Here is a 22404-nt window from a genome sequence, read left to right as displayed (position 1 = left end):
ATAGATTCTAAAAACAGAGATAGACAAAAAATCATTAGAAATCTCTGGGGATGGAGCGACGGTACATCTCACATAGGTGAGCAATTGTATCAATTAAGGTGAGACGATAGTCAAGCAAGATGTCATCACTTCGGCCTTCTAGTTTTAACTGCTTCGAGAATTCATCGATTAACTCCATATGAACTTCCACGATTTGCGAGACTGAAACATCTGCAAAGAAAGCCATGTTAACGAAGTCATCAATTTTTTGGTTGAGTTGCTCTTCCCCAGAGAAGTAGATTAAAACAATATTGCTATAGTTTGACTTCAACTTTTTCAAAAAATTTTGTTTTTCGTCGGGGGGTAAGTATCGCAGAAAGTTTTTGGGTTCTCTTTTGTAGTAAACACTTAAATACCCCAACCGCTCTTTCAATTTTTCAGTTAAACGCCGCTGTTGCAGCATCAAAGAGTTTTGGCTAGTTAGCTCAGCCACAAGGTCGGAAGCAGGTTGGAGGCTGGGAGTGTGGTGCGTCGGCGACAACTTTAAGAACTGAACGATCGCTTGGTTGATGAACTGAACCATGCGATCGAGCTGAGTAATCGATACTTCTACGGTTGCGACGTGATATGTGCAGCTTAAACTGGTTTGATGAGTTTGGGCAGCATTGGGCGCAGGCGGAATTGATTCAGTAGGATTTAGAGTTCCCAACTGTTCAGATTCATGACTTGGTGTCGCCGTCTCAGATTTCAGTACGACAGCAGGCAGTAAGATGGCTCGTCTTTGAAGCTGCTCAACAAGGGAATTGAGGTTCGAGCTTGCTTGCAAAATTAAACAGTCAATCTGTTGTTTTTCTAGCTCAATAAAATCAAACAACTCATTTTCAGAGCTGAATTGGGTAACTCTGTAGCGATCGCCACTTAAGAGTGCAGTTAGAGATTGAGCGAGGTCACCAGAATTCAGCAGAGTTGAAATTGACAGTTGAGGATACACAACCGCGCCAGCTTGAAAAAACTAAGTGGATACAAATTACTACTAAGTCTTATTAGCAATACCAAAAATAATAATTAACAAAAGTAATGAGTTAAGGAAAGTTGAATGAGAATTTTTTCGTCAAAGCAGGTAGCAATCTTAACTAATCTTAACTCCAAATGCAGCAACAACCGTAATCAATTGTAATTAGTTATTCCGTTGGGCTTTGTTGAGGAGCGCCATAATGAAGCAATACTGTCAGAATTGGAATTTTCGAAGCTCATAGCCTAGTCAGGCCCAAACCAATCACTGATCCCAAATATTTGTTAGGTGATAGCTTTGATCTACAGACAGTAGATTACCAATTTTGCATTGTTGTATCCCACCATTGCTCTTTGCTTCCATCAAGCAGAACTAGTCATTACAATAGGGACTCATTTATCGCTTCAAGTTACTGCCCTTGCTACCGAGCCAACTCATTGGAGCTAGTCTCTATTAATTAATGCACACGACTCCTCTCAGTTCGTTCATTGAATCAGTTCCAACCTGTTCCCAGTCTGCTACTGTGTCAGCGGTTTTGCACCTTCTGAGTCAAGCGAGCTGCGAGCGATTAGTCGTCGTGGATGAAAAAAAACAACCGATTGGCTTGCTCAATTGGCCTGTTCTAGTTTCCTACTTGGGAGGGGAGCAGGCGATGGACGGAGTAGAACCGAGTGCGAGCGCAACACTCAATCTGCATCAACCTATATCAGCAGTTGATCTACCGATTATTACGCCATTATCAACCTTACCTGCTGCTTGGAGCTTGAGTCAATTCTGGTCTCATCTAAAGGCAGCAGAGCGACCTGCTGAGGCTTGGGCTCTAGTAGATTTAGCCGGAGAGTTTCTAGGACTACTGAATTATTCACGGCTTTTGCAGTTATTGGCTCCCCTACTTACCCCTGGCGCTGAGGTCATACCCAACAGCCCTACAGCAACCCACGTCACCGCCACAACTGCAAGAGAATTGGCCGAGCCACCTGTAACTCCATCGGCTACCTCGGCACCCATACAGCCTCTGGCTCTCTTAATCCGACTTCTAGAGCAGATCCCTTTGCCTTTGATGGTGCAAACTAGCACAGGGCGAGTTTTACATCACAATCAATGTTGGCAACAGCAGATTGGGGAGCTTTCGGAGCTAACAAGACTTAGACAAGCGGCTGGAACGATTCTTAACACTACAGTAGATTCTCCGCTTTCTGAGTTTGGCGGTTCGCCCAACCAGCACTCTCAACCGAATATTCCAGAAGTTGATCCTGAGGCATGGCCACAGTCCGCTACTGGGACTAACCAACCGAACCATTCTCCCACTTGGCAGCGATCGCCTACGGTTCGGCCCCAAGATGTTGCAGGCATAACCAACAAGGCCAAGGGTTGGAGTGAAGCAGAGCGATCGCTTTCCACACAACTCAACCAACAGATTGGTCGCATGCGCTCGGGCAGTGCCAAGTTCCGCCAAACGCATCCTGGCGTCACTTTGCTCAATCAACAACTGTTGTCTTCTAGAGCCCAACCGGGAACTCCCTTGAAGCTACAGCAAGCATCTTTCGCCAAATGGTCCTCCAAGTCTCCCCCTAGCACTTCCTCATCTGAGCAGCAAGCTGGACTGCTGTCATTCTTTGCCTCTTCAATCGCGCAATATCACTGTCAAGTAGGAGCAGCAGAGGATAGTTGTATTTGCACCTGCCCGACTGACAACGGTCAAGAGCGGATTTGGCAATTTAGTAGAAGTCTGCTTGATTTATCGACTTGGATTGGGGATCAGCCAAACGAGCAGCAACCACAGCCCGTTCCAATAGCCACCACCTCGACTTCACCGTTTCAACTTGCAGACCTAGGCACAAGCCCTGTTGGTACTTTGGGCCAGTCGCCCCCTGCGCTACCAAGCTTCTCACCTCAGGAAGCTTTATGGTTGGTGCTAGCTCAAGACCATACAGACCAACAGGTCAACCGCACTTTAGCCGCGAAGAATGCTGATTTAGTCCAGCTCAACCTCTTAAAAGACGAATTTTTGGCCTGTATTAGCCACGAGCTAAAAACTCCGCTAACTGCGGTTTTAGGTTTATCTAATCTCTTGAAAGATCAGGTGCTAGGCCCTCTAAATGAGCGTCAGGCTCGTTATGCCAGCCTCATCTATCAAAGCGGGCGGCACTTGATGACGGTGGTCAATAACATCTTAGATTTGACTCGGATGGAAACGGGTCAGCTAGAGCTAGCGATCGCACCTGTCAGCCTTAAGTCAACCTGCGATCGCGCGCTTGAACAAGCGTATCAACTGCAATTTCCCGAAGAAAAAGCCTTAGTTGAGCACATGGTCGAAGCACCTTCAATGGTGCCCTGCACTCTGGAGATTGAGTCTGATCTAGAGAGCATTGTGGCCGATGAAGTGCGTTTGCGGCAGATGCTGGTTAATTTGCTATCCAATGCCATTAAGTTCACCGAGGTTAGTGGCAAAATCAGCTTGAAAGTCAGCCGTTGGGAAGGCTGGGTTGTCTTCACTATTTCTGATACAGGCATTGGAATTGCGGCAGACAAGCAGCATCTAATTTTTCAAAAATTCCAGCAGCTGGAAAATCCCTTAACTCGTCGTTTTGAAGGGACAGGATTGGGGTTAGCCATCACCCAGCGATTAGCTCGACTGCATGGAGGGGATGTCACGTTTATTTCAAAAGAGGGGGAAGGGAGCCAGTTTACCTTACTCCTACCCCCAAGCCCTCCCCAACCAACCCTAGGTGTGCCATCGCGCGATAACTCCAGCCACAATCGCTTGGTGTTGATTGTAGAATCGGTAGCTCAATTCATTGAAGGATTAGCGGATGAGCTTATTAGTCTAGGCTACCGAGTGGCGATCGCCCGCTCTGGAACCGAAGCGCTAGAAAAAGCTAGACGCCTGCAACCCTGTATTGTTTTTCTCAATCCCTTACTGCCCCTTCTTTCGGGTTGGGATGTGCTGACTCTATTGAAGTCGGATGCAGAAACTTACCATATTCCAGTCGTGATCACTGCGACCAAGGCTGAACAAGCTCAAGCGGCCCGTTATCAGGCCGATGGTTTTCTTTGCTTACCCATTCAGAGCCAAGCCCTACAAGATCATCTGGCTCACTTGACCACCTCAGTTGCCAACTTAGACTCAACTTCACACCCAACTCGTAGATTAACGGTGCTTTATTTGAGTAGTGTTGAAGCTTCTATGCCATCAGACTCAATGCAGCATGGCTTAGGGCAATCAAATTCATCGCCCTCGATCTCAGCGCCAGAAGCATCTAACACTTTAAATCCAGCTTCCAGGGTCATCAGCAGGCTCAGTAGCTTACTCCAGCAACACCACCACCGCATTTTAGAAGCTGATGATCTAGAGCAAGCCGAATTGTTAGCGCGAGTTTGGCGGCCTGACGTTCTCTTAATCGACCAGGCGATCGCTGAGTTGCCGAGCTATTTCCAAACGTTAGCTCAACAGACTGCTTTAGCCTCCCTGCCGTTAGTCACACTCACCAAAGCCGCTACCCAAGCCGCAAACCAAGTACCAGGTTTATCTGTTTTTCCTTGTTTAGCCGCTCCCAATTTTCACTTGGCCACAAATTCGGACCCAACTAATTCAGAAGCAGCCGCTTTAATGCAGGCAATTCAAGTGGCTGTCGGACTCAACTGGCAACCCAGCGTTTTAGTGGTGGATTTGTTACACTTGCCCGATTTAGTCACAGCTGCTGCCAGCTCAGCCCCTGAACTAGCAGCCAATCTTTCAACCACGCTCAAGGATGCAGATTGGTTACAAGCTTTAGTGCAATATCTGCAAACAGCAGGCTTACGAGGTCTCCATAGTCACTCATGGGCGGAAGCGCTACGACAGTTACAGCATCAAAGCGCTGATTTATTACTAATCTGCCTACGAGGTCATCGCACTTCTCCAGTGGTGCTTCAGGCCCTAGAGACTCTCGACCAACTACAGTTACCAATTCCCATCTTGGTCCTTGATCAACGGCAGCTTGCGAACCAAACACCACCCTGTGCTGAACCCAGTTTGTTAGAAGCCGCAGCAGTGACAAACATGGCGGACATGACGGATATGGTGGAGCTAACCACAGTCCTAGGGGCGATCGCAACTCAGATTCTCCCCTCGACCCTACCTGTAGAAGAGTTGTTAGAGCAAGTTTATCAAGCCCTGTCCCAAGCTCACCAAGTTGCTGATTAACTGCTATCGAGCAGCGCGAATCAGTAGCCCCCCACCTGCGGTCAAGCCTACGAGGATCGGTAACCAGCCGGCTAAAAAGGGAGAAAATGCTCCTGTTTCACCTAAAGCATTACTCACAAAAGCAATTAAATAGTAACCAAAGATAATTAAGGTGCTAATGCCAAAGCCAGTAGACGTATTAGTACGACGACTGGTAGTGCCTAGAGCCGCCCCGACCAGCCCCAACGCTACGCAGATGAAGGGAAGAGCTAGTTTCTCTTGAATTCGTACCCTATACTTACGAATGTCTTTTTTCTCATCCCCTTTCTGCTCCAAAAGGGCTAGGCGTTCTTGCACCTGAGCAATATTCATTTGATCTGACTTGCGCTTTTTATTCGCTAAATCTAGAGGTGCACGGGGTAAGCGGAGTTGGTGGCGCTCAAACTTGAGCAAATTTTGCGACGAGCCATCCGGTGCCACAATGTAAATGGTGCCATTGGCAAAATCCCAGGTGCTCTGCTGCGCATTCCACACTGCCGATTCGGCTTCTACAATTTGATTCAACTCTTCTTTTGAGAAGTCAAGAATAGTCAAATTTTGCATGCGCTGACCATCGAAGTCATGGGCATAAAAAATGCGGGCCAGTTTTTTCCCCGAAAACTCTTGATAAAAAATATTCTTCTCTTGAAATGCCAGCTTATCTTGGCTTAATGCCTTTTCTAATAAAATTTCTCCTTGATAGTTACTGCTGGGAACTACCAACTCGTTGAGAAAAAAAGTCATGCCAGTTGCAATCAAGCTAACAAGCAAAGCAGGCACCATTAGCCGATAAACGCTAACTCCACAACCTCGCAGCGCCACAATTTCGCTATCCCCCGATAGGCGACTGTAAACCATTAAGGTGGCCAGCAAAATTGACATGGGAAACGAGAGGGTGACAAAGTTTGGCACCTGGAGCAAAAAGATCTGTATAGCCGTCGCGAAGGGAATTCCCGCATCTGTAATCTTCTGCACCAAGTCAAAGAAGACCCCTACTGCTAAACCGATCGCCGAGAAAGCGGCTACCCCAAATAGAAAAGGTGGCAGCAATTCTGCAATGAGATAGCGGTCCATGATGGAAGGCTTTAAACCCATCCCAATGACTCCTTGCCATTAATTTTCAGGTGATATGCGGGTAAAAACTTTGAGTGGTGTGGCAAAACAAATTGAGGGCGATCAATTTCCATAGGGTCGGGGGTAAGGCTGAAGTAGGTTTTTCGCTCGGTAAATGTAAAAGATTTGGACGATCGCACCCCCCCGCCGAATTGGCACATCGGCAATTTTTTCGATGCTGCTGAAGTAGCCTTGGTATTTCGCCAACCCAGTTTTGCCCTGGAACCGCTCAGAGGTAATGTAGAGCGCGTCTTTACCAATCCACTCACTTGGCTTGGACCAAAAAGCGAAGCCGCGCAGATCTTCACATAAACAACCAATAAGTTTAGGTTCCAGAGGCTCTAAAGCCATCGCAATCTGTCCACCTAAGAAATAGCGATTGGTAAAGATAAAATCAGTCTCTTGCAGAGCCGCTCGTAGGGTGGGGTTGTCGGCGAAGCCTCGACGTAACTGCTGCACATCTACTAGTTGTGTAGAGGAATCTTCCTTAGGAGACCACATACCACCCAAAAAAGCATAATTGCTGGTGGTTTGAGCAATGCCAAATGCCACATGCAGCAGCGCAATCAACATCAAAGCAATGATGGTAGTTCCAGACCCAACGAGCCAACGTTGAACGGCGCGCGGAGCTTCCTTCTGCCATAGAGCCGCTTGATAACCCAACAGTAAAGTGGCACCCCAAAATCCTGGCATCGGCCAAGTTGGCAAAATTTGCTGATAACCGCCAATCAAGGTAAACACCAAGATAACGGGCAAAGACATCCAAAGAATAAACCGCTGTTTGCTATGCAAATTGAGATCAATTCCAGATTTGCGTCGCCAAGGCTGCATAATTTGTTTGCCCGCCTGACGCAGCGTTACCCACCACAGAGGAAAGCCAAAGGTGGGAAACAGGTAAGCAACTCCGAGCAAAAAGGTACCGAGGAGAGCCAGTAGATCGTACTGATCCCTGGGAACTGCTCGCCCGGATTGGAACCGAAATGAAACCCAATCTCGCTGCCAATTCCACAACAGCATGGGGGAGAGGGTGACAGCAAACAGCCCTACGCCAAGGGCCATCCAAGGGGAAAGGAGGGCCGAGCGATGACGATCGCTGGTGAAGCAAAACCCAACTAACCCGAACCCCAGCAGAAAGCCGTGATACTTACCTAAACAAGCCAAACCGACCAAAACACTAATCAACGCCAACCGCCAACTGGGTCGGTAGCTTTCGGGAACCCGAAAAAATTCCCGAGCAGCGACATAAAGGGTAGCAGCCCAGAAAAACATCAGCGGCGTATCGGGCACCGTCAAAGTGCCAAAGCCTACCTGAAAGATCGGAATGGCAGTAGCGATCGCCAGAGTCAGGGTGGCCACTTGTGCAGAGAACAGCGTGGCACTAGTTAAGTACAGAAATATCAAGGCCCCGGTGTAAAGGAGCAACGTCCCAATCCGGATCGTAAATTGAGAAACCTCTCCGGTTAACCAAGGCCCCAATCCAGTACTAAGAGCCACCAGCAGCGGATGGTCAAAATAGCTCCAGTCTGGGTGGAGCACATAAAGGTAGTAGTAAGCCTCATCAAAACCAGGGTAGAGCCAAGCCGCAATAGTGGCCCGTACCAGCAATCCGCCGACCAGCAAAAAAACTACCCACTGATTTAACCGGGAAGTTAGCCACTTTTGCGCTACTTGCATCATGGCTGACCTGTTTTGGGAACTCGAATCAGTTGATAAATTCCAGATTGAGCGATCGCCTGATATTGCGTAGGCTGCAAACCCGATCTGGTTAAAGCTCTTTGCGAAGTAATCACCAAGGCAGAACCTGGAACAGTGGGTTGAGCGATCGCTTGCTGAATTTCGGGTGCGGCTGTTTCCGGGTTCATCAAGAAATTGACGGGTCGTTCTGCATAAAACACCAAACTAGGCTTATGAAACCCGCGCACGATCATTAGTAGCGGTTCCTGGGGCTTTTCCGCCTGGACGGCAGCAGCCGCCATTTCTCTTAGGGGTAACTGCCGTTCCGCGTCCACAAGGAAGGACATAGGAGTCACAAACCAGAGCAGAAATGCCGCAAACCCAATCAAACTAACGCCCCAAAACCATTGTGCTTGCCGTTTTAGTAACAGGAGAAGCCCAGCGATCGCGCTAATCCCCCAAATAATTGCCCCCCACTCTGCCAAGCCCGCTTGTTCCATCCGCAGCCCCAAGTTAGGCATGGTGGGGTCATCGCTCAACCAGTTAGGGCTATAGAAACAAGCGGCTGCTAGCAAAGCAAATAAACCGACCCCCGCGATTGTGCTGAGCTTTAAGCTGCGTGATTGTTGCTGCCCAATTTCCGCTTGGGCAATTTGCTCACTCCACCACAGCGCCACCAAAATCGCAGCAGCAGGCATGGAAGGCAGCACATAGCTGAAGTATTTCGTAGCAGCAATCGTAAAGAACCCTAAGACGACTGCAAACCAAACGCCAGCAAACAATCCTAAATGAGTTGAGCGGGGTTGCTGTTGCCAAGCTCGACGTTGCCAAAATTGCAGACGGGCGATCGCGGCTGGCAAAAACACCGACCAAGGCAAAAAGCCAACCAGCACAATCAAAAAGTGAAAATACCAGGGGCCGCTGTGCTCATTCACCACGCTGGTAAACCGTTCTACGTTGTGGTAGCCGAAGAACGAGTCAATGTAGGCTTGCCCGTTAGCCAAAATCACCAGCACAAACCAAGGCACACTTAACCCTAAAACAATCAAAGCCCCCCAGCCGAGTTTTACTTCTCGTAAAACTGCTTTGAAGTGACCGACATAGACCAGGAAAGCAGTGATGATCATCCCAGGCAATACCGCTCCCACAGGCCCTTTCGTCAGTACCGCCAGTCCAATCAGGACATAGAAAGTCAAATACCAGCGAGTTTGAACTTTGGAGTTTTCAGTATGGGCATATCCGAGAAAAAAAGCTAACAATGAGCCACTCATACAAAGGCTCAGCAGCATGTCCGAGTAGCCCGTCCGTCCAAAAAAGAACGTGTAGGGATGCAGCGCTACCATTGTGCCCCCTAGCCCAGCCGTCAGCCACAGTTGCCAATCTCGTCCAACGTCACTAGTCTGCTTCGGTGCTGTTGAAAACTCTAATGAGCGATCTGGTAGCTCTTGAGCCTTAGATTTTGAGAATCTATGGTGCCAGCCAAACTGACGCAGCGTATAAAAGCAAAAACAGCTCAAGGCAAATCCTGCTAAGGCTGAGGGAAGCCGAGCCGCCCATTCATTCACCCCGAAGGCTTTAAAGGCGATCGCCATCAGCCAATAGATTAAAGGCGGCTTATCGAAGCGAGGCACCTCATTAAAAAAGGGTGTAATCCAATCGCCCGTCACCGTCATCTGGCGTGCAGCTTCCACAAACAGCGGCTCGGTTTCATCAATTAAACCAATGCTGCCCAAGTGCCCAAAAAACGCAATCCAGCCAATCAACAGTAACCAAGCGATCGCTAAAGCCCAAATGAGCGCTGAACGCTGCTTCTCGTCACGCTTCAACAAATCTGCAATATGGCGGCCCACACTCAATTTCATCCAAAATGTCAACAAGGCAATACTAGGGACGACAGAACTGGTTTTTAAGTTCTCCAGTATTATCATCCCATCCGTGAACCTAAGACTTCAGATTCTCAAGCGATCGCAGACCGTAGCTGCCTGAGATTCACTCAAGATTGACTCAACGTTGCAAGCTTAATTGCCACTCGGAGTTTTGGTCATTCCACAGGGGTTGGTCAGTTTCTCCAATGACATAAGGTCCCCAGTAACGGCGTGATCCATCTTGGGCAAACGCCACCAAAACATCTCCCTTTTTCAGTTGTAAACTTCCTTCTGGCAGGGACAAAGCTAAACCCTGAGCGCTGCCCTCGCCGGGAGCAAAATCCCAATGAGCCGGTTGGCCGTAGACGGGTGCCTTACCAGTAGGCGCTAAGGAAGCTTGGGCAGAGCTGGCTAGAGATTGTTGCGCTAGCAGAGCAACCCGAACTGGATGATCGGTGGTGTTACTCACTCGCAAGCCGCCAGGATTAGGAGTCGCATTCAAGCGGGCAGGGCTACTGTTGGCCGCAACCTGGGTTGAAGCTGTACCCTGCTGAACGCGGGGATCAGCCTCCGGAGAGGACACAATAGGATTACCTGTAGTCGATCGCATGGCGACTTCAGTAGCCGACTTCTGAGTCAGTGGAGCGGCTCCTGAGACCACAGAGGCATCTGGTCCTACAGGACTAATCGAAATCCCTACTTCCAGCCAACCCAAAGCTAAAGCCGCTGCGCCCAAAACTAACCCTGTCCCCGCGATCGCAGCTATCGGATAGGCGATCGATTTCATCTGCTTGTTCACTTGCCCCCGCTCCATGGTGTGCCCCCTACCCCAGTCATCGAAAACTCTTACGTTGGAATTTATTACGCCACTAAACGCTGCAACACTGGTGCCGCAAATTCATACCATCCACCTCGCTCCCCTGTTTCAGACAATCTGCACCTGCACAGGAGTTATATACTTTGTCACTAAGATATTTTTTTGAGATTTTGCCGCATCACCCTTTTGGAGCCTGCGTCATTTATGCAAAACACCCGCCTAAACAACCTCGTAGATGGAGTGCTAGGTCAGTTGGGACGGTGGTTGCGCAACCCTTGGCGACGGCTATCGCTGCTGGTAATCAGCGTTCTCTTCGGTATCTTTCTCGGCACAGCCATCCCAACTACAACCGGACAAGCAGCCACATGGGACATTGTCGCAGCCGCAATCTTGATGGCGTTGACAGAAGCAATTAGCCGAATTGTTTACAGCAATCGTCGGGGGGCAACGCAATCACTGCTGCTAGAAGCCCTGAACGCCACTAAGCTTGGCTTAATTTATGGCATGTTCATTGAGGCTTTCAAGATTGGCAGTTAAATCAAATTAGTCATGCTTAAAGGTATGCAGCCATCAGATTCATCCTTGAACCTCATTCTGCAAAACTGGGCGATGGGACAAGCACCAACCCCGGTCCTTCAGCAGCAACTAGAGACTCGGCTTTTAGCAGACTCATTGAGAGCGAAAGCCTTTGGCATCAACTCTACCAATGTCAGCCAGGCTGTCAAGGTGCGATCGCACCTTCTTCAAGGTGTCTATCCAGCGATCCAACAGTTTTGTCAGCACACCTTTTGCCTGGAATCTGACTTTCTAGTTCCTTTATGGAATTTATGGCTGCCCTTAGCTTTAGAGTTGGCAGTAAGCCATCAAGCGTTAGGCCGCCCCTTCATCCAGGGAATTTTGGGTGGACAGGGAACAGGCAAGACTACTCTAGCTACGATCTTGACCTTGCTACTTAGCCACTTAGGGTATCGCACCCTTAGTTTTTCGCTCGACGATCTGTACAAAACTTATCCAGATCGGCTACGCCTAAGAGCCGAAGACCCTCGCCTCACTTGGCGTGGCCCACCGGGAACTCACGATGTGGATTTAGGTTGCATGGTTTTAGACCAGCTATGCCATACTGACCCGTCCGCTTCGATTCAAGTTCCTCGGTTTGATAAATCTGCGTTTAATGGAGCAGGGGACAGAACCGTACCAGAGGTAGTCAAGGATGTGGCAATTGTGCTGTTTGAAGGTTGGTTTGTCGGGGTTCGCCCGATTGACCCAGCAGCATTTGCTACCGCACCATCTCCGATTGTAACCGAAGCAGATCGTGAGTTTGCGCGAGATATGAACGCAAAACTGCAAAATTATTTACCGCTCTGGTCAAGACTCGATCGCCTGATGGTGCTGCATCCTACTGATTACCACTTAAGTCAGCAATGGCGACGGCAAGCCGAGCAGCAAATGGTTGCGGCTGGCAAAAGCGGCATGAGCGATCGCGAAATTGATCAGTTTGTCGAATATTTCTGGAAGGCGCTGCATCCTGAGCTATTTATCCAACCCCTGACGCGCGATCGCCGCTACGTTGATTTAGTAGTTGAAGTTAACCCCGATCATTCACCTGGAACTGTTTATCGACCTCAAGACCTCGCTCCTGAAAGTCAAGGTGCTACTGAGGCTTAACCCCGTTCACACCTACCTCGGCAAGTAACAATCTGTGAAGCGATCGCCAAAATGATTTCCAGGGAAGATTGCTTTCTTTTCCCTTGCTTCTAAGCTGCCACTCAAACCGAGCCATTAGACAGCAGCAGTCACAGAACTTAATTTGAGCCTTGATCCCCGCCATCGCAAAACGTCTCAAGTTTCGGATGGAGAGCGCGATCTCTGGAGGTAAAATCTGAAAGAGCGATCGCCTTTGCTAACAAATCTAAAAAGCTGCTTTAACTCACTGTCATTTTGAGATTAGGAGAAGAGAAGTGACGTCTGAATCTATAAACTGTGCCGAAGCTTGTAAGAACGGTTGTGTCCTTGGGGATCGATGCCCAAACTTGGAGTACAAGGAGGCAGCGACAAAGTTTATAGCCAATAACTCACTCGATAAAATGCTGGAAATTGCTGAGGAACGTGCCCGCAGGAGAGTGAGTGAGCCACGTCAATGGGTTTTCCCAGATTTCCCAACAGAATAATTTCTGATTTTGAGAGTTCACAAAGGCGATCGCTTTGAGTGTAGAGGAGCGATCGCTTTTCTCTGATTAATCGCTTTTTAAGGGGTCGGTTCTACTGCTTGGTAAACCCTTTTCCAAGCTTGAACGGTGCCCTTACCAATTTTATTTTTGATCGTCGAGCCGTTACCCGCCAAAGTAACTCTGATTACAACCTCCTCACTGGGGGCGCTTTGTAAGGCTTTTGCCAATTCAGGGGTCACTGTAAACGTACTATCTTCGCCCTCTAGCTTAAAGACTTGACTCCCTAACTTAATTTCGAGCGCCTTGCCGACTAGAGACGAGTCCATCACATTATTACAAGTTAAAAACCCACAAGAGCTAGTCTTCTTGTAAGGGAATACAGCAATTTTTGTTGGGGTCCATTGGGTGACGACACCCGACTCTCGCCCAGTCCAAAAAGCGCTGCCAGAATGACTCTTATCAAATACAGCTAGATATTCGCCATCAAACTGGTCACGGACAATTACAGGTTCTGACCAAGGAATTTCTGCTTTCGGCGATCGCCAGTCTTGATCAACGTTGACCACTCGCAAATTTGCCTTAGTAGTCGCTGCATAACTGTTAGTGCTTTGTGAAGGCGTTCCTTGACCTACGCACTGAGAATTATGCGGAGATTTGCGGCACAAGACATCTGTTCCGGTCTCAGCCATCGCTCCTTGTGGCCCTGCAGTGAGTAATAAAGCACCCACACTAGCACCCAACAAAATCAAGCTTGATGCCTTTAAAACATCCATGTTGCTCACTGTAGTTTCCCTGATTGCAAATTTGTGAATTCGTGATCAGTACCTACTAGCTCTGCTGAGAGAATTACGCAAATTTCAATTCCCTCGGCTAAAAGGAGCCTAACTGTGGCAATCTGAGAGATAGAGAGAAACACTTACTTGTCTTGGTCTAGAAGCCAGCCATCAGCGTATGCAAACCCTGCCCACGCCACCTACCACCTCCGATCCCTCCAGCCAAACCTTTGTTGACACCACCATCCAGCGGCGCAAAACCCGCCCTGTCCAGGTTGGGAATGTCACGATCGGTGGAGGTGCCCCAGTCGTCGTGCAATCGATGATTAACGAGGACACTCTGGATATTGAGGGTTCAGTTGCCGCGATTCGCCGCCTCCACGAAATCGGCTGCGAAATTGTGCGGGTAACGGTGCCTAGTTTGGCCCATGCTTACGCGCTCAAAGACATTAAACAGAAATTAGCAGAAACCTATCAAGCTGTGCCTCTGGTGGCTGATGTGCACCACAACGGCATGAAGATTGCCCTGGAAGTGGCTAAGCACGTCGATAAAGTCCGAATTAACCCAGGGCTGTACGTGTTTGAGAAGCCGAAGGGCGATCGCACCGAATACTCCCAAGCAGAATTTGATGAAATCGGAGCCAAAATTCGCGAAACCCTAGAGCCGCTCGTAATTTCTTTACGAGATCAAGGCAAAGCCATGCGGATTGGAGTCAATCATGGCTCTTTGGCTGAGCGTATGCTATTTACCTATGGCGATACCCCCGAAGGCATGGTGGAATCCGCGATCGAGTTTCTTCAGATCTGTGAGTCGCTAAACTTCCATAACCTGGTCATTTCTCTCAAGGCTTCACGGGTTCCGGTCATGGTGGCCGCCTACCGCCTCATGGTGAAGCGGATGGATGAGTTGGGCATGAACTATCCCCTTCACCTGGGAGTGACTGAAGCGGGGGATGGCGAATATGGTCGGATCAAGTCCACCGCTGGCTTAGCGCCACTTCTGGCAGACGGCATCGGCGATACCATTCGCGTCTCGATCACAGAAGCCCCCGAAAAAGAGATTCCAGTTTGTTACAGCATTCTGCAAGCTTTGGGTTTGCGGAAGACGATGGTGGAGTATGTCGCCTGTCCTTCCTGCGGTCGTACCCTGTTTAATCTTGAAGAAGTTCTCCACAAAGTTCGCGAAGCAACCAAGCACCTCACAGGACTAGATATTGCCGTGATGGGCTGCATTGTCAACGGGCCTGGCGAAATGGCAGACGCTGACTATGGCTATGTCGGCAAGCAACCTGGCTATATTTCTCTGTACCGAGGTCGGGAAGAAATCAAGAAAGTTCCGGAAGATCAAGGGGTGACAGAGTTAATTAATTTGATCAAAGCGGATGGTCGGTGGGTTGATCCTTAAATCAGGCATGGATTTTCTTCTTGGGTTGAGGCTTGCGAAATAAAGTTGTTATAGTCTTTCTATTGGCAAGGCTTTAGATTGAAAACCAATGAGATTCAGTCTGAGTCCTGAGGGTGTGAGGTTCTAACCAAAGCTGCTCGGTTAGACAGATTTCTTCAGCACAAATGCACGCTGTACCTTTTCCAGACCAATCCCTTCCAGCTCAGTAGGCGTATGGACATGACAAAACGCGGGCTTGTTTTAGGTGCAACAGCAGTTGCACTCACTGCTGTCAGCATCACTGGAGCTGGCATCCATCTATCTAAAAGTCAAGCCTTTTTTCGCGAAAGTCCTAAAGAAATAGTTGACGAAGTCTGGCAGATCATTGATCGCACCTATGTAGACGGTACGTTCAATCGGGTTGACTGGAAGGCAGTTCGCAGTCAGTACCTAAACCGCTCCTATAGCAATAAAGAGGAAGCCTACAAGTCCATCCGGGAAATGCTCAAGCAGCTGAACGATCCCTACACCCGGTTCATGGACCCGACTGAGTTCCGGAACATGCAGATTGATACGTCTGGTGAACTGACTGGCGTGGGTATCCAGTTGTCTCAGGATGAGAAAACCAAGAAGCTGGTGGTTGTGGCTCCGATTGAAGATACGCCTGCGGCTAAAGCTGGAGTGCTTGCCAAGGACACAATTCTCAGAATTGATGGAAAGAGCACCGAAGGGATGGATGTTGATAAGGCTGTGACCTTGATTCGCGGTCCTGTTGGTTCTCAAGTCACCCTGACCGTTTTGAGGGGGAAAGAGGAATTAGAGTTTCGGCTGAAGCGCGATCGCATTGAAATCCACCCAGTCAAATACACCACTCAACAAGCGCCCAATGCCAATGTTGGCTATATTCGTTTGTCCCAATTTAGCCAAAATGCTTCCTTGGAGATGCGAAAAGCCATCCAAGATCTAGAGCAAAAGCAGGTGGATGGCTACATTCTGGATCTGCGCTCTAATCCCGGTGGTCTGCTCTACTCCAGTATTGAGATTGCCCGCATGTGGTTAGACGATGGCGCGATCGTCTCCACAGTCAATCGACAAGGCGAAACAGACCGGGAAAAAGCCAATCGTCGCGCTTTGACAGATAAGCCCCTAGTTGTTTTGGTAGATGGGGGTTCTGCTAGTGCTAGTGAAATCTTATCCGGCGCTCTGCAAGACAATGACCGAGCCGTTTTGGTGGGGACGCAAACCTTTGGTAAAGGCTTAGTTCAGTCAGTGCGAGGTCTGGGTGATGGTTCCGGTTTAGCGGTGACGATTGCCAAATACCTCACGCCTGACGGTGTTGATATTAACAAGCATGGTATTGCTCCCGATGTGGTCATCGAACTCAGCGATACTCAGCGAGAAGAACTGAGCCGCGATCGCGATAAGGTAGGCACTGAAGCCGATCCGCAATACGCCAAAGCTTTAACAGTTCTGACCCAAAAAGTTGCAGCTCAAAAAGGTACCCGTGCAGAATCTAGCACGCGGTAAGCAATAGGGTGAGTCACGGCTCACCCTAAATCAGCTTCTAGTTCTTGGCTTTAGACGGGTTGACACTTGCCCGCACGAATTAGACCCACTCGGCGGGCGATCGCTTCAGTCTGCGATTTGAATGGTCCCCATTGTGGCGCTAAATCTGTAGACTGTGCTTGAGATTGCTTGGCTTCAATCTGAGCCGCAGACCAAACCTCACAAGACCCATTAGATTGCTTGACGACAAACCAAGCTTCTTCGTCACTCATCCAGACCCTCCCAGTTAGCTCCAGTGGACCGTCATCAAAACATGCATGCCATCCACTATAGGCTAGGCTGTTTGACATGCGTGAAGTCCCGTACACGCTGTAGATAAGTTTCTGGGTCTTCCATCATCGGAAAATGAGCAGTGCTAGGAATGAGTGAATATTCCACTTTCTCACTCAAGTTGGCCGCCTGCTGCCCCATCGACGCCGGGATGATGATGTCATGCTCCCCTGCAATCAACAAAGTAGGAACCGTTAACTTAGCAAACTCTTGTGGCATCACTTCTGTTGCTTTTTTGCTCACTGAAGTAAAAATGGTTCCAAGCGCAGCTTTGTAGTCAGCTAAGAGAAAATCCTCTAGAAAAGCTTGGCTAATGGCATCTGGTAAAGGTTTGTGTAAGAACCGCGCCATAAACATGCGGTTGGCAAAAGGAATTTTAGCCAACCAACGGGGGCGGAACCTAACGACATAGCCGCCGAAGCGATAAAAAGCACTAAACGCTTTTTCATCGTATTCAAAGATGCCACTACAGGTCAGAATTGCCCGCTCTACAAACTGTGGGTAAAGATTCAAGAAAAAGACCGCGATCGAAGCTCCCATCGAGTGAGCATTCAGATAAACTCGCTCTAATTCCAGTGCTTCCAGTAAAGCAGCTAGGTCATCCGCATAGCTTTCCAGTTCATAGATTAAGTCTTCAGTGCTCTCAGCTGCTTGCAGCAGTTCTGTTTCAGCTGTCACTGTCTTGTCTACACTTTGCTGTAAAGTTGCTTGTTGATTTTCTGCGCCTGGTTGCTGATCAGCAGGTAAACAGGAACGACCAAACCCTCGGAGATCGTAGAGGAGACAATCGAACGTATCTGAGAGCGCTTGAGCTGTACTTTCCCAATACCGCGCCGAACCACCCCAACCATGCACAAAAACCATAATTGGCTTTCCAGAGGTCTTAGAGTGGTCCGACGTACCAATCCACTCATAGTAGTGATTAACACCACGAATTGGAATATAAGGCATTGCTAAGCAGGTTTTAAACTCCAGATTGAGATTACAGGTTTTTGGCTAAAAAACCTACTACTCAAGCTGCCACATCGCTTGGCTGCACTAACTACGCAGACTCAGGCTTAGGCAAGGACGAGGGATGTAGCAATAGCTCGGCGGTTGAGCGCTTCTCCACCATCTCTTTGGTAATCGTGCAGCGTGTCACATCCTTGCGGGAGGGTAGCTCGTACATCACATCTAGCATCAGTTCTTCCACAATACCCCGCAGCGCCCGTGCCCCAGTCTTGCGACGATAGGCTTCTTGAGCGATCGCCCGCACAGCTTCTTGCTTAAACTCCAACTGGACATTGTCCATCTTCAGCAACTTCTGGTACTGCTTCACCAGAGCGTTGCGAGGCTCAGTCAGAATCTCAGACAGGGCATCTTCATCCAGCGGATCGACCACTGCCACCATGGGTAAGCGACCGATAAATTCTGGAATCATCCCAAATTTGACTAAGTCATCTGGCTCCAGGTGCCGAAGAATATCCGCCGTTCGCTTATCTTTCGATTGACCATCACCCGCCTGAATGAAGCCAATCGATTTCTTGCCAATCCGCTGCTCCACTGTTTTGTCGAGACCAACGAAAGCACCACCACAGATAAACAGGATGTTGCTAGTGTCAATCTGGATGCAGTCTTGATAGGGATGCTTACGACCGCCCTGGGGAGGCACATTCGCAACTGTTCCCTCTAGCATCTTCAGCAACGCCTGTTGCACCCCTTCACCAGAAACATCACGGGTGATCGAGGGGTTCTCGCTTTTACGGGCGATTTTATCAATTTCATCAATGTAGATAATGCCTCGCTGGGCTTCTTCTACATCCAGATCTGCCACTTGTAGCAAGCGCAGTAGAATATTTTCGACATCCTCACCGACGTACCCTGCTTCGGTTAGCGTTGTGGCATCAGCGACCGCAAAAGGCACATCCAGAATCTCTGCCAACGTTTGAGCCAGCAGAGTCTTGCCACACCCAGTAGGACCAATCAGCAAAATGTTAGATTTTTGCAATTCTACAGGGTCGTCGGTCGACTTAGCACTTCCCTTAGCTTGAATGAAACTAAGGCGTTTGTAGTGGTTATACACTGCAACAGACAGCACTTTCTTGGCTTCATCTTGACCGATGACGTGCTCATCTAGGTGTTTTTTAATTTCCCGAGGCTTAGGAATCTGAGTCAACGAGAGACTAGAAGCACGAGTACGTCGCTTCTCTACCGGTTGCTCACGCCGAGGAGTTGGCTGAGGAGCTGCTGCACTAGAGTCAAACAGTTCCTCATCCAGAATTTCGTTACACAAGTCGACACACTCATCGCAAATGTAGACTCCTGGTCCGGCAATCAATTTGCGAACCTGCTCTTGAGACTTGCCACAGAAGGAACATTTCAGATGGGAGTCGTACTTAGACATAACTGCCTCATGATTTCAGTGCGGTGACAGCCTCTCCCGGAAGGGGAATGTTCTGCCTAGAAATAACTTGATCAATTAAACCGTAGTCTTTTGCTTCAACTGCCGACATAAAGAAGTCGCGCTCAGTATCCGCTTCAATCCTCTCTAAAGGCTGATTTGTATGACCAGCCAATAGCTCATTCAGCTTGCGCTTGTGATACAGAATTTCTTTGGCTTGAATTTCAATGTCAACAGCTTGACCTTGCGCTCCACCTAGCGGTTGGTGGATCATAATTCGGGAACTAGGCAGTGACATGCGCTTGCCTGGGGCTCCGCCTGAGAGTAAAAAGGCTCCCATGCTAGCAGCCAATCCAAAACACATAGTCACAACATCTGGGCCAATATGCTGCATGGTGTCATAGATTGCCATACCAGCCGTGACGGAACCACCTGGCGAGTTGATGTAAAGCTGAATATCTTTCTCTGGATCTTCTGCTTCTAGAAACAGGAGTTGAGCCACGATGGAATCAGCGACCGCGTCATCAACTGGCGTTCCTAGGAATACAATGCGCTCCCGTAAGAGCCGTGAGTAGATGTCAAACGCCCGCTCACCCCGACCAGATTGTTCCACTACCATCGGGATGACGTTGCTGGGGCCAGTAGAAGCAACGTCTAGCAAGTTCAGGCTGCTGATAGGGGAGTAAAGGGACTGAGATACCAACATAGGGGCTAAGAACTGAAGTTCAGGACTGTGACATCAACCAAACAGTTCGAGCGTTTATTTACGGACCTTTAGGAGCACACACTCCTGAGGAAAGCCGTAACGCTTGTATCTGTTATATGCGATCATTATGCCTCAACTCATCTAAGACTGGCTGTAGGTGAGGGAGAAATGCACGAGAAACCCGCTTAATTACGGCTAGGTAGCTAACCAGTCATTCTATCGGCTAGAGCCGTAGAGTGAGTTTAAAGTGATCGCTCCCTCAAGAAAATTTACGTAAGACTACTCACTAACCTCTGTTTCTGCTGGAGCAGCAGTTTCCGGTTCAGCTGTAACCTCTGCTGAAGCTAGCTCTTCGTTTTCTTCACTCTGAGTGAGAGAACCTTCGGGTACAAGTTCAATCGTGGAGCGCTCTTCTAGCCACTTGAGGATTTTTTCTTTCAACAAATCTTCTTCAACCACGGTTCTCAAACGATCGTGGTCGATGTCGCGATCGCTGTATTGCTCCATGACTTCTTTGATACGAGTCTCGATCGCCTCAGGTTCTATCTGGATGGACTCCCGCTTCGCTACTTCGCCTAGAGCCAGTGTGCGCTTGATCCGAGTAACGGCTTCGGGCTGCGATCGCTCTCGCAACTGAGGAATCATGTCTTGGGTGAACAGCCGCTTGATATCCAGCCCTTGGTTTTGTAACTCAATCGCGGTTTGGGTCAACATGTAGTCAACTTCGCGATCGATCAAGGTCATGGGCAAATCAACCTCAATTTGCTTCAGCAACTCACTGATGATCGCTTGTTCCTTATTCGCGTCGGTTTTGCTGTCAGCTTTCTTTTGGAAATTGGATTCGATCGAAGCACGTAACTCCGCCAAAGTTTGGAACTCACTGACTTCTTGAGCAAAGTCATCATCCAAGGCGGGCAGTTCCTTTTCCTTCAGCTCTTTTACTGTAATGGTAAAGACAGCGGGTTTGTCTGCCAGATCAGCTTGCGGATAATCCTCTGGGAACTTGACTGAGACTTCTCTGGTTTCCCCTGGATTCATGCCGACCATGCCGTCGATAAAACCAGGAATGAATCGGCCTTCCGACAACTCGACCTGGAAGTCTTCAGCTTGGCCGCCAGGGATTTCAGCAGCTTCTTCTTCAGCGCCTTCTTCAGCTACTATGCGACCCGAAAAGTCCACTACAGCTGTATCACCCAGCTGGGCAGCGCGGCCTTCAACTGGAATCAGAGTTGCCAATTCAGCCCGACGCTCTTCTAAAACTTTATCGATTTGCTGAGGGTCGTACTCTGCTTTTTCTGCCTGAACGTTAAAGCCAGTGTATTGGTCTAGCTTCACTTCTGGTTGAACATCTACAGCAGCAGAGAAAGTGAGGACAGAACCAGGTTCATACTGTTGCACCAAGTCTTCAAATGAAGAGCGCAACTGGAAGTTACCGATCGCATCGATTTTTTCTTGTTCAACGGCTTGACGGACACCGTTTTGAACCAACTCTTCTAGTGCCGCAGCCTTCATGCGACTAGAACCAAAGCGCTGAATCAATACTTGACGAGGAACTTTGCCTTTCCGAAACCCAGGGATATTAGCCGAGCGAGTAAACTCTTGCAGGACCTGCTCGTAGGCTTTCTTGGACATGTCTGGTGGAATTTCGATTTCCAAACCAATCTGACTGGCGGGAAGTTTTTCCTGGGTAACTTTCATTGGCTCTGCAGTTTTTAGACAACTAAACTTTCTGGTTCAACAGGGATTGAGGTTTGTGATACAGTGCCCTAAAGCACAGGTTTCCTTGAGCAATCCCTGACATTAAAGGTCAGCCCTTGGCCCAGCAACAACTTGATTACTGTAGGCATTAAGTACTCCGGGCATACTCAGGGCGATCGGTATGACTTAGCTTTCACAGGACTAATCACCTGCTCTGTCACTTAACCAAAGGTCAGAGCGAAAGAGCTCAGTTCAGCAATTCGGGGAAATTTCGCTTAACTGCAATTAGCTATCCTAACCGATCCTAACCAGCCATGAACGAGATGAATTAAATTTGATCTAAAGTTCATCTGGGCTGTTCTTTGGCAGAGTAGCACTCAAAGGCACCCAATGACTTTAGTGCTCTTGCCCCTCAATCTAGTGCCCGTATTGTTACAGCTAGCTTTGCTCAGCAGCGATCGCCCCCCAGAGCACAAAGTTAAGCGGATAAAACCCAGTCTTATGCGAAGATCTTAGTTGAGGAGTGCTGAAACTCCTGCTTAGACAAGGTGAGCTATTTTTCAGTACGAACAAAATCCGTTAAGATGTTGAAACCTCAATTTTTGAGGCTTATCACTAAGAAAACCTCTAAATTCATGATTTAACCTCATCTGATAAAACTTAAACAAAAGAAAATCTTATAAAAAGCCTTGTGAGCTAGCAGATCCAACAGCTAAAAATCCAGCAAAGTTAGCCAACCGACTTTTAGATTTACCTGTAAAGACCTAGCTCTAACCTTATATTTCTTCAAATATT

At 48.6% G+C, this 22404-nt stretch carries 16 protein-coding genes; 5 read left to right on the top strand and 11 right to left on the bottom strand.

Annotated elements, in window-relative coordinates:
• Nucleotides 1–34 precede the first annotated feature (34 nt).
• Nucleotides 35–970 (bottom strand): circadian clock protein KaiA, encoded by a 936-nt coding sequence (locus H6F90_RS30965; protein WP_190555394.1) that lies wholly within the window; start codon nucleotides 968–970, stop codon nucleotides 35–37.
• 598 nt (nucleotides 971–1568) lie between these two features.
• Between H6F90_RS30965 and H6F90_RS28975 the strand changes: the two genes are divergently transcribed.
• Complete coding sequence (locus H6F90_RS28975; protein WP_199296241.1) at nucleotides 1569–5177, top strand: ATP-binding protein; 3609 nt, start codon at nucleotides 1569–1571, stop codon at nucleotides 5175–5177.
• 3 nt (nucleotides 5178–5180) lie between these two features.
• Here the strand turns inward: H6F90_RS28975 and H6F90_RS28970 are convergent, their stop codons facing one another.
• The 4 genes from H6F90_RS28970 to H6F90_RS28955 all read right to left on the bottom strand — a co-directional run bounded on the left by H6F90_RS28970 (nucleotide 5181) and on the right by H6F90_RS28955 (nucleotide 10661).
• Nucleotides 5181–6290, bottom strand: coding sequence for an LptF/LptG family permease (locus tag H6F90_RS28970; RefSeq protein ID WP_199296240.1), 1110 nt, complete (start codon nucleotides 6288–6290; stop codon nucleotides 5181–5183).
• 81 nt (nucleotides 6291–6371) lie between these two features.
• Complete coding sequence (locus tag H6F90_RS28965) at nucleotides 6372–7985, bottom strand: glycosyltransferase family 39 protein (RefSeq protein WP_242024675.1); 1614 nt, start codon at nucleotides 7983–7985, stop codon at nucleotides 6372–6374.
• Entirely contained in the window at nucleotides 7982–9844 is a 1863-nt protein-coding gene (locus tag H6F90_RS28960) for a glycosyltransferase family 39 protein (protein ID WP_190555456.1), read from the bottom strand. Before H6F90_RS28960 ends, H6F90_RS28965 begins: the two co-directional genes overlap by 4 nt.
• A 142-nt stretch (nucleotides 9845–9986) precedes the next feature.
• Nucleotides 9987–10661 (bottom strand): hypothetical protein, encoded by a 675-nt coding sequence (locus H6F90_RS28955; protein WP_199296239.1) that lies wholly within the window; start codon nucleotides 10659–10661, stop codon nucleotides 9987–9989.
• Nucleotides 10662–10868: 207 nt separating this feature from the next.
• Here H6F90_RS28955 and H6F90_RS28950 point away from each other — a divergent pair, with 207 nt between their 5' ends.
• Both H6F90_RS28950 and H6F90_RS28945 read left to right on the top strand, forming a co-directional pair.
• Nucleotides 10869–11201, top strand: coding sequence for a DUF565 domain-containing protein (locus tag H6F90_RS28950; RefSeq protein ID WP_190555393.1), 333 nt, complete (start codon nucleotides 10869–10871; stop codon nucleotides 11199–11201).
• A 24-nt stretch (nucleotides 11202–11225) separates the two neighbouring features.
• Nucleotides 11226–12329, top strand: coding sequence for a glycerate kinase (locus H6F90_RS28945; protein ID WP_190555454.1), 1104 nt, complete (start codon nucleotides 11226–11228; stop codon nucleotides 12327–12329).
• Nucleotides 12330–12909: 580 nt separating this feature from the next.
• Here the strand turns inward: H6F90_RS28945 and H6F90_RS28940 are convergent.
• On the bottom strand, nucleotides 12910–13605 hold the full coding sequence (locus H6F90_RS28940; RefSeq protein WP_190555392.1) for a hypothetical protein: 696 nt from the start codon (nucleotides 13603–13605) through the stop codon (nucleotides 12910–12912).
• A 178-nt stretch (nucleotides 13606–13783) separates the two neighbouring features.
• On the opposite strand from H6F90_RS28940, the gene ispG reads away from it, so the two are divergent.
• Both ispG and ctpC read left to right on the top strand, forming a co-directional pair.
• Entirely contained in the window at nucleotides 13784–15010 is a 1227-nt protein-coding gene (gene ispG, locus H6F90_RS28935; RefSeq protein ID WP_190555391.1) for a (E)-4-hydroxy-3-methylbut-2-enyl-diphosphate synthase, read from the top strand.
• A gap of 213 nt (nucleotides 15011–15223) precedes the next feature.
• The gene (ctpC, locus tag H6F90_RS28930; protein WP_190438396.1) at nucleotides 15224–16516 is read left to right on the top strand and encodes a carboxyl-terminal processing protease CtpC; all 1293 of its coding nucleotides are present in this window, start codon (nucleotides 15224–15226) and stop codon (nucleotides 16514–16516) included.
• Nucleotides 16517–16566: 50 nt separating this feature from the next.
• Here the strand turns inward: ctpC and H6F90_RS28925 are convergent, their stop codons facing one another.
• The 5 genes from H6F90_RS28925 to tig all read right to left on the bottom strand — a co-directional run bounded on the left by H6F90_RS28925 (nucleotide 16567) and on the right by tig (nucleotide 21609).
• A complete protein-coding gene (locus H6F90_RS28925) occupies nucleotides 16567–16767 on the bottom strand; it encodes a hypothetical protein (protein ID WP_190555390.1) in 201 nt (66 codons plus the stop codon).
• A 55-nt stretch (nucleotides 16768–16822) separates the two neighbouring features.
• Entirely contained in the window at nucleotides 16823–17776 is a 954-nt protein-coding gene (locus tag H6F90_RS28920) for an alpha/beta fold hydrolase (RefSeq protein WP_190555389.1), read from the bottom strand.
• A 91-nt stretch (nucleotides 17777–17867) separates the two neighbouring features.
• A complete protein-coding gene (clpX, locus tag H6F90_RS28915; RefSeq protein WP_190555388.1) occupies nucleotides 17868–19208 on the bottom strand; it encodes an ATP-dependent protease ATP-binding subunit ClpX in 1341 nt (446 codons plus the stop codon).
• Nucleotides 19209–19215: 7 nt separating this feature from the next.
• Entirely contained in the window at nucleotides 19216–19911 is a 696-nt protein-coding gene (gene clpP / locus H6F90_RS28910; protein WP_190438383.1) for an ATP-dependent Clp endopeptidase proteolytic subunit ClpP, read from the bottom strand.
• 279 nt (nucleotides 19912–20190) lie between these two features.
• On the bottom strand, nucleotides 20191–21609 hold the full coding sequence (gene tig / locus H6F90_RS28905; RefSeq protein WP_190555387.1) for a trigger factor: 1419 nt from the start codon (nucleotides 21607–21609) through the stop codon (nucleotides 20191–20193).
• Nucleotides 21610–22404: the final 795 nt, after the last annotated feature.

Origin of the sequence: Trichocoleus sp. FACHB-591 (assembly GCF_014695845.1) — a bacterium.
Classification (GTDB): Bacteria; Cyanobacteriota; Cyanobacteriia; order FACHB-46; family FACHB-46; genus Trichocoleus.
Note: the sequence above shows the minus strand (reverse complement) of the source record. Positions and strands in the feature narration are given on the sequence as shown.